This window comes from Acinetobacter sp. UBA3025 (assembly GCF_002367915.1).
Classification (GTDB): domain Bacteria; phylum Pseudomonadota; class Gammaproteobacteria; order Pseudomonadales; family Moraxellaceae; genus Acinetobacter.
Genome location: NZ_DFDO01000186.1, coordinates 1 through 8,168 on the forward strand (window position 1 = coordinate 1; position 8,168 = coordinate 8,168).

Consider the following 8,168-nt stretch of genomic DNA (forward strand, 5'->3'; position numbering starts at 1 on the left):
ACTTATTTCAGGACGGGACAGTATTTAAAATAAAAAAAGAGAGCCAAAGGCTCTCTTTTTTTTGTACTGAATAATCTAAAAGATTATTGAGCAGCAGCTTCAGAAGCAGCAGTAGCGTCAGCAGCAGCGTCAGTAGCAACTGCAGCAGCAGCGTTAGCTTCAGCAACAGCAGCAGCGTCAGAAGCAGCAACTTCAGAAGTAGCTTCTACAGCAGCAGCGTCAGCAGCAGCTTCAGCTTCAGAAGCAGCTTCTACAGCTTCAGATGCAGCTTGGTTAGCGTCAGCAGCAGCATCTTCAGTTTTTTTAGCACAACCAACGAAAGCTAAAGTAGTAGCAACTGCAGCAGCAATAGCGATTTTTTTGAATAACATGGCATCACTCTCTAAAAAATTGAGATTAAAAAAAACCAAAGTCAGGCTGTAATATGCTTTTATTATTCCTAATAGTGTTAGGGACTAACAACGCAGGAGCAGTCTAACTGGTCTGCAAATATGCTATCACTGCGCATTTTTAATTGCTACTAGGGGAGTATCAAAAACAGTGAAAAAACGATAAAAATTAAGGGTTTTTTAACAGAAAATAACAATTAATTGAAAGATATAGATTGGAGAAAGGCTTATTAAGCTTATAAAAATTATACAGTTATTTATCTATTTATTTTAATAATCAAAAACTTAAAAATAAGTTTACAGATATCTCAGTACATTGTTTCATTGTGTAACATACGTCAACCATAAAAAAAGGCCACCTTGAATGGTGACCTTTCCGATAATTTTAGTTCGATGCTTTGCGTTTCATTTGATCAAAGAAATCATCATTGGTTTTGGTTTCTTTCATGCGGTCAAGTAAGAATTCCATCGCGACTAGTTCATCTTGGGTATGCAGAAGTTTACGAAGAATCCAGACTTTACGCAGTTTGTCTTCGGACATTAAACGTTCTTCACGACGCGTACCGGATTTCTTGATATTCATCGCAGGGAAGACACGTTTTTCCGCAATACGGCGATCCAGCGTGATTTCCTGGTTACCTGTACCTTTGAATTCTTCGTAGATCACTTCATCCATTTTACTGCCGGTTTCAATCAGGGCTGTAGAAATGATAGTAAGAGAACCACCTTCTTCGATATTACGTGCCGCACCAAAGAAACGTTTTGGACGTTCAAGTGCATGTGCGTCAACACCACCAGTTAATACCTTACCTGATGAAGGAATCACTGTGTTATATGCACGTGCCAGACGGGTAATCGAATCCAGCAGGATGACTACATCTTTCTTATGCTCAACCAGACGCTTGGCTTTTTCAATCACCATTTCAGCCACTTGAACGTGACGGGCAGGTGATTCATCAAAGGTAGATGCGACCACTTCACCGCGAACAGTACGTTCCATTTCGGTGACTTCTTCAGGACGTTCGTCAATCAGAAGCACAATCAGGAAGCATTCAGGGTTGTTACGAACAATCGATTGCGCGATGTTCTGTAATAGCATGGTTTTACCAGCTTTCGGTGGTGCAACGATAATTGAACGTTGACCTTTACCAATTGGTGCCACCAGATCGACCACACGTGCAGTTAAATCTTCAGTCGTACCGTTACCGAGTTCCATCACAAGCTGTTCAGTCGGGAACAATGGAGTTAAGTTTTCGAACAGGATTTTATTACGTGAATTCTCTGGGGTATCGTAGTTAATCTGATTGACTTTAAGCAAAGCAAAATAACGCTCACCTTCTTTAGGCGGACGAATGGTTCCCGTAATGGTATCACCGGTACGCAGGTTAAAGCGTCGAATTTGTGATGGGCTGACATAGATATCGTCAGGACCTGCCAAATAAGAGCCTGCTGCAGAGCGTAAGAAGCCAAAACCATCTGACAAAATTTCTAGAACGCCATCACCAAAAATCTCTTCGCCATTCATTGCATGGCGTTTTAAGATGGCAAAAATAATGTCTTGCTTACGGTTACGAGCCATACCTTCAAGGCCCATAAACTCGGCAATCTTGATGAGTTCGCCAATCGGTTTTTTCTTGAGTTCGGTTAAATTCATAGGTGGTCAGATAGAATCAAAGTTCTAAGGTATAGGTTAGAAAGGGAGTAACATTCGGCCGAATATAAGCATTCAAACGAAAGCAATTGAATTTGCACAAGAACAATTCAGAGGTCTGTTTGATTGTTTCAAAGAGAAATGTGAAAACAATTTCTATTGCCGAGCGGCATGTTATGTAATGTGTCTTGTAAGAAACTGACAGGATTTAGCATCCTTTATCTCTTGAAGTTGAAATATAAGAGAGAAACAGGTTTTTGTCAATTTATAGACGAAAAAAATACGCAACCTTTGGTCGCGTATTTTTAGTTGAACATTTAGTGCTTAGATGTTTTGATCAATAAATGCAGTCAATTTAGATTTTGGTGCTGCACCGACTTGAGTCGCTACGACTTCACCATTTTTGAACATCAATAAAGCTGGAATGTTGCGGATATTGAAATTCACAGCAGTTTGTTCGCAAGATGTTACGTCAACTTTGACAATTTTCACTTTGCCTTGATATTCATCAGCCAATACTTCAAGTACAGGGGCAATAGCTTTACATGGTGCACACCAGCCAGCCCAGAAATCAACCAGCACAGGAACGTCTGATTGAAGAACGTCTGCTTCGAAGTTTGCGTCAGTAGTGTTTACGATGTTGCCAGACATAGAGTGCTCCAAAATTAATTTTATAAAGATAACTATAATTATTAGTATTACATAGCCATCTTTAACAATGTAGGGGAATCTGTAAATTTTCAAGCTTTAATGTTGTTTTGTCTAATGGATGATCACGATAGTCACCATCGCCTCATACAATTGTCCTATAAATGAAAAAAATAATTACGCGAAATTGTCCTGACAAATGGCTTTTAAATTGCATGGTTGTGAATTACTCTAAGCACAATTCTTAAAAGGTTTATTTCTAGAATGTCTGATTTTTTGATTGATGAAGAATTACTCGCAGCCATCGATATGGGATCAAACAGTTTTCATTTGGCGATTGCCCGGGTGGATCATGGCGAAGTGAAAAAAGTCGCATCAATGTCAGAAAAGGTTCAGCTTGCTGCGGGACTGGATGAAAATAAAAATTTAACTGAAGCCGCACAGCAGCGTGGTTTAGCTTGTCTGGCCCGTTTTGTCGGACGTTTGGGTTCTGTACAACCAAACCGTTTACGGATTGTGGCAACCAATGCATTACGCCAAGCCAAAAATGGTCATGAGTTCATTCAGAAAGCGGCTGAAATTTTACCAAAACCGATTGAAATTATTGCTGGTCGTGAAGAAGCGCGTCTAATTTATCTCGGTGTGTCACATACCATGCCCAATACTGGCCGTCGTCTGGTGGTAGATATCGGTGGGGGCTCGACTGAACTGATTATCGGGGAAGAATTTGAACCCATTCATACCGAATCAGTTCAGATGGGTTGTGTGACTTTTACCAAGAAATTCTTTGCTGATGGTGAAATTACCCATAAAGCTTTTGATAAGGCAGTGACTGCGGCACGTAAAGAAATTTCAGGCATTGCCAATACTTATAAATCTGCCGGTTGGGATGCGGTGGTTGGTTCGAGTGGTACGATTAAGGCTTGCCGTCAGATCTGTGTCAACATGGGCTGGAGCAATGATAAAGAACAGCTCACCCGTGAAGGTCTGGAAAAACTTAAAGATAAATTATTCAAATATAAGCATGTTTCGGACATGGAGTTTGAAGGTCTGAAAGATGACCGCCGTGCAGTCTTGCCTGCAGGAATTGCCATTTTATATGCGGTATTTGATGTACTGAATATTCCACATCTGGTCTATTCAGATGGAGCATTACGTGAAGGTGTGATGTATGACCTCTTGGGTCGTTTCAAGCATGAGGATATCCGTGATCGTTCGGTCCATGCCTTGATTGGTCGTTATAATGCCGATGCCAAGCAGGCCGAACGTGTAGTGCAGACTGCACAAAAACTGTTTGATGATGTAGCAGGTGATCTTGGCCTGTATAGCGAGGACAGTGATTTACTTCGTCGTGCAGCTTATTTGCATGAAATCGGTTTGGCGATCAGTCATAGTGGTTATCACCGCCACGGTGCCTATTTATTGCAACATTCTGACATTGCCGGTTTTTCGCAGGTAGACCAAAATTATTTGTCACATTTGGTCGCACACCATCGCCGTAAATTGCGCGCTGATGCCAAGCATGATGTGATGAAAGTCGGTGGAACTAAACTTTTACAGCTGTGTTTGCTGTTGCGTCTGGCGGTTTTGGTCAATCACAGTCGTAGCGATGAGATGCTTCCTGCCATTGAACTCAAGGTCAAGAATGCGCAACAATGGCAGCTCAGCATTTCTGGTGATGCCAAACAATGGCCATTGCTGATTGCTGAACTGCATGACGAACAGGTGCAGTTTAAAAATTGGGAGATCGAGCTCTCGGTTCAATCTGAACAATTTGTTAATTAATACCTTTATAGGGATGAAAACGGTTGACCTATGAAAAATAAAGCTACCCCATCAAAAGCATGGACGACAGTACAGATTGCTCGTCATCCGGAACGTCCACAATTTCTGGACTACGTAGGTGAAATATTCACTGAATTTGATGCTTTGCATGGCGACCGTCTCTATGGTGATGATGGCGCAATGATCGGTGGTCTGGCACGTTTCGATGGACAACCAGTGATGATCGTGGGTCAGCACCGTGGTCGTAGTACCCGTGAAAAATTACAGCATAATTTTGGCATGAGTAACCCGGAAGGTTACCGTAAAGCTCAGCGTCTGTTAGATATGGCGGAACGTTTTAATCTGCCAGTCTTCACCTTTATTGATACCATGGGTGCATACCCGGGTGTGGGTGCGGAAGAGCGTGGTCAGGCTGAAGCGATTGCATCGAGTTTGGCACAACTTTCTAATCTGAAAGTACCTGTAATTGCCACTGTTCTGGGTGAAGGTGGTTCAGGCGGTGCACTCGGGATTGGCGTGGCAGATCGTGTAGTGATGCTCTCTCACAGTATTTATTCAGTGATTTCACCGGAAGGTTGTGCGTCTATTCTGTGGAAAACTGCAGAAAAAGCGGAACAAGCCAGTGAAGCTTTGGCATTAACTGCTGAAAAATTGCAGAAGATGGGCATTGTTGAATACGTCGTTGATGAAGGTGAAGGCGCACATCTGGATCCGGATGAAGTCATGTACCAACTGAAAGCAGTCCTGAAAGAAGCTTTAAATGAACTGCAAGCAATGGAACCACAAGCACGATGCGAAGCACGTTACCAACGTTTAATGAAGTTTGGCAGCGACAATTTAGGTCTGGCATCTTAAAGCAACTGCAGGAATTTTCTGCAGAAAAAAAATTTCTAATCGGATGCAGTGGCGGCGTAGATTCTATGTTGTTGCTGCATCTGATGTTTTTTTTGTGCCCGGAAAAAATCCGTGCGATCTATGTTGATCATCAATTGCAAAGTATCAGCGGGGAATGGGGCACTTTTGTCCAGCAACAGTGTCAGCAACTAAATATTCCTTGCATCATTCAGCCGGTCCATGTTGCCAGCGGTAATCTGGAATCACAGGCTCGCCAATCGCGGTATCAAGCTTATTTACAGCATCTTCAGCCCGATGAAATTCTGGTCTTAGCCCATCATCAGCAAGATCAAGCAGAAACTTTAATGTTGCGCTTACTTTCTGGGGCAGGGATTGATGGTCTGGCTGCCATGAAAGCGATCGATATACGGACAGATTTAACCATCTGGCGGCCACTGCTGGATATTTCTCGTGAGCAGATTTGCCAATGGGCAGCAGATTTAAATATCCAGAATATTGAAGATCCGACTAATCAGAATACTCATTATGACCGTGCCTGGGCACGTCAGGTGCTGTGGCCAGTCTTAAGTCATCGCTATCCGAAAATGCAGTCTGCCTTGGCTCGTACCAGTGAACTGATGCAGGATGCACAAAACATTCTGCAAGAAGTATTAGAGCAGGATCTCAAACTCTGTGGTAACGCCGAAATTCTCGATCTATCTTCATTCTCAAGTTTATCCAAAGCACGGCAGCGTCAGTTACTCTCGGTCTGGATGAAAGGCGAAGGACAATATCGTCCCTCTCTGGACATGGTTGAGCGTGTACAGACTGAAGTAATCAAGGCGAAACAGGATGCTCAAGCAGCGCTGCATTGGTCGGGTTATTACTATGTGCGTTATCAGCAGCAGTTGCATCGCCTAAAAACTGAAGTTTATCTGGCTGACCAACAGCTAAACGTAGCCGAACAGCAGATCATTTTACAGAATAAAAATCAGGTTCATCTTCCTTCTGGTCAATTCAAGATTCAAAGGGCTGAGATAGGATTATCTCCCACTTTATTAGGACAACCCTTGTATTTGCGTCAACGAAAGGGTGGTGAGAAAATTCATCTCTATGGCCGGGTGGGGCACTGGCCGCTAAAAAAAGCCATTCAGGAAGCGCAAATATTTCCCTGGACTCGGCATACTATTCAAATATTAAGCACAGATAATGTTATGCTAGGCGTGTTCACACCTAAAGGATTTTGGTTAGCTCAATCTGCATATTGTGAAGCAGGGGGGTGGCTACCCATTTCGGTTTCTTCAACTTTAGAATTCAACGACGAGCATTAAACATGAGTGCAGCTTTAAATTGTAATATTAGTTTTATTGGTGGCGGTAATATGGCTCAAGCCTTGATTGGCGGGCTGATTTCGCAGGGGTTGCCAGCAACACGTATTACAGTTTCTGATCCGGTTGAGAAAGTACGCTCACTTCTTGCAGAAAAAGAAGTCAATGTCACCGATGATAATATTGCTGCTATTAAAGATGCAGATATCGTCCTGTTTGCAGTCAAACCACAGGTTTTAGCTGGTGTGTTAAAACCACTTCAAGGTTTACTTGCTGGTAAGCTGGTGATCTCAATTGTCGCTGGTGCCGAGATTGCAACACTATCTGCGCTATTGGGTACTGACCGTATTGTCCGTGTGATGCCAAATACACCCGCATTGGTACAGACTGGTGCACATGGTTTATTTGCCAATGAAGAAGTGGGTAATGATGACCGTGAGCTGGCGAGTCAGGTTTTGGCTTCTACCGGCCTGACAATTTGGGTAAACTCAGAAGCTCAGATTGATGCTGTAACTGCTGTGTCCGGTTCAGGTCCTGCTTATTTCTTCTATATGATGGAAAGCATGATTCGTGCAGGCAAGAATTTAGGTCTGGATGAAAAAGTAGCTACTGCATTGACGTTGCAAACTGCTTTGGGGGCAGCGCAAATGGCGATCACCAGTTCTAATACACCAGCAGAGCTGCGTAAGAATGTCACATCTCCGAATGGTACAACTCAAGCGGCATTGGAAGTATTTGATCGCGCGCAAATTTCTCAGAATATTCAGGCAGCGCTTGCTGCTGCGCAAAAACGTAGTCAGGAACTGGCCCAAGAGCTCAGTGACAATAGCAAATAATCTTCAGTTTAATTTTTAGGAACGTTCAAGTATGGGTGCAAATTCTGCGCTAATTTTTGGCATTATCATTAACGTCTCGATTTTGCTCGTATTCTTCCGCTTTTTAATGCAATTGGCCGCGGTGAGTCCTTATAATCCTGTCGTTCTATCTACTGTCAAAGCGACTAAAATTGTAGATGTGTTCGGGCGTATTTTCCCAACTGCAGGTAAAGGCCGGGTGAACACTGCTGCACTGGCACTTTTGGTCGTGCTGTATTTGCTGAAAATTTTTGGCATCATGTATTTGTCTGGGGGAATGCCAAATGGTCCAATCCATTTGCTTATCTTGACCTTCGTTACCATGATGCAGGATTTGATCCGTTTCTGTCGTTACCTGATTTTTGCAACAATTATTTTGAGCTGGGTGGTGATGTTTACGCAATCCCGTTCACCTTATATTGAGGTAGTTCAGGAACTTGCAGAGCCATTATTGGCACCGTTCCGCCGTATCATGCCGAATATGGGGATGATCGATCTGTCTCCAATCCTGGCAATTCTGGCCTTGATTGTGATTGAAATGATCATGAACCAGGTGGCAATTGTATTGTTAACTGGTTTTTAATCTGAATGAAAAGAAAAGGACGCTTAGGCGTCATTGCTGTCCCACAATCTTTCACAAGAGGAAGCTCATTTGAGGTTCCTCTTGTTTTATGGGTAT

Annotated in this window: 8 protein-coding genes; 5 read left to right on the forward strand and 3 right to left on the reverse strand. The window is 42.9% G+C overall.

The features are described 5' to 3' along the window. Window positions 1-83 precede the first annotated feature (83 nt). The 3 genes from B4J23_RS07700 to trxA form a co-directional block, all read right to left on the reverse strand. Window positions 84-371 carry a hypothetical protein gene (locus tag B4J23_RS07700; RefSeq protein ID WP_071320408.1) on the reverse strand — a complete coding sequence of 96 codons (288 nt, stop codon included), beginning with the start codon at window positions 369-371 and terminating at the stop codon, window positions 84-86. A gap of 403 nt (window positions 372-774) precedes the next feature. After that, window positions 775-2,043, reverse strand: a complete 1,269-nt coding sequence (gene rho / locus B4J23_RS07705; RefSeq protein ID WP_004783562.1) for a transcription termination factor Rho — start codon at window positions 2,041-2,043, stop codon at window positions 775-777. A gap of 321 nt (window positions 2,044-2,364) precedes the next feature. After that, on the reverse strand, window positions 2,365-2,691 hold the full coding sequence (gene trxA / locus B4J23_RS07710) for a thioredoxin (protein ID WP_005233946.1): 327 nt from the start codon (window positions 2,689-2,691) through the stop codon (window positions 2,365-2,367). Between the two features lie 261 nt (window positions 2,692-2,952). On the opposite strand from trxA, the gene ppx reads away from it, so the two are divergent. The 5 genes from ppx to B4J23_RS07735 are packed head-to-tail and all read left to right on the forward strand — an operon-like array spanning window position 2,953 to window position 8,072. After that, window positions 2,953-4,473: an exopolyphosphatase gene (gene ppx / locus B4J23_RS07715; RefSeq protein ID WP_005233947.1), complete on the forward strand. Its 1,521-nt coding sequence runs from the start codon at window positions 2,953-2,955 to the stop codon at window positions 4,471-4,473. Between the two features lie 30 nt (window positions 4,474-4,503). Further along, window positions 4,504-5,328 carry an acetyl-CoA carboxylase carboxyltransferase subunit alpha gene (locus B4J23_RS07720; protein WP_004783557.1) on the forward strand — a complete coding sequence of 275 codons (825 nt, stop codon included), beginning with the start codon at window positions 4,504-4,506 and terminating at the stop codon, window positions 5,326-5,328. Then, window positions 5,265-6,638 carry a tRNA lysidine(34) synthetase TilS gene (tilS, locus tag B4J23_RS07725; RefSeq protein ID WP_291359769.1) on the forward strand — a complete coding sequence of 458 codons (1,374 nt, stop codon included), beginning with the start codon at window positions 5,265-5,267 and terminating at the stop codon, window positions 6,636-6,638. The genes B4J23_RS07720 and tilS overlap by 64 nt, the downstream gene beginning before the upstream one ends. 2 nt (window positions 6,639-6,640) lie before the next feature. After that, window positions 6,641-7,471 (forward strand): pyrroline-5-carboxylate reductase, encoded by an 831-nt coding sequence (gene proC / locus B4J23_RS07730; RefSeq protein WP_034703078.1) that lies wholly within the window; start codon window positions 6,641-6,643, stop codon window positions 7,469-7,471. 31 nt (window positions 7,472-7,502) lie between these two features. After that, window positions 7,503-8,072, forward strand: coding sequence for a YggT family protein (locus tag B4J23_RS07735; protein ID WP_291359771.1), 570 nt, complete (start codon window positions 7,503-7,505; stop codon window positions 8,070-8,072). Window positions 8,073-8,168: the final 96 nt, after the last annotated feature.

Coding starts and splice junctions, on each gene's coding strand:
- B4J23_RS07700 (WP_071320408.1), bottom strand. CDS start 371: ATGTTATTCAAAAAAATCGCTATTGCTGCTGCAGTTGCTACTACTTTA.
- rho (WP_004783562.1), bottom strand. CDS start 2,043: ATGAATTTAACCGAACTCAAGAAAAAACCGATTGGCGAACTCATCAAG.
- trxA (WP_005233946.1), bottom strand. CDS start 2,691: ATGTCTGGCAACATCGTAAACACTACTGACGCAAACTTCGAAGCAGAC.
- ppx (WP_005233947.1), top strand. CDS start 2,953: ATGTCTGATTTTTTGATTGATGAAGAATTACTCGCAGCCATCGATATG.
- B4J23_RS07720 (WP_004783557.1), top strand. CDS start 4,504: ATGAAAAATAAAGCTACCCCATCAAAAGCATGGACGACAGTACAGATT.
- tilS (WP_291359769.1), top strand. CDS start 5,265: ATGCGAAGCACGTTACCAACGTTTAATGAAGTTTGGCAGCGACAATTT.
- proC (WP_034703078.1), top strand. CDS start 6,641: ATGAGTGCAGCTTTAAATTGTAATATTAGTTTTATTGGTGGCGGTAAT.
- B4J23_RS07735 (WP_291359771.1), top strand. CDS start 7,503: ATGGGTGCAAATTCTGCGCTAATTTTTGGCATTATCATTAACGTCTCG.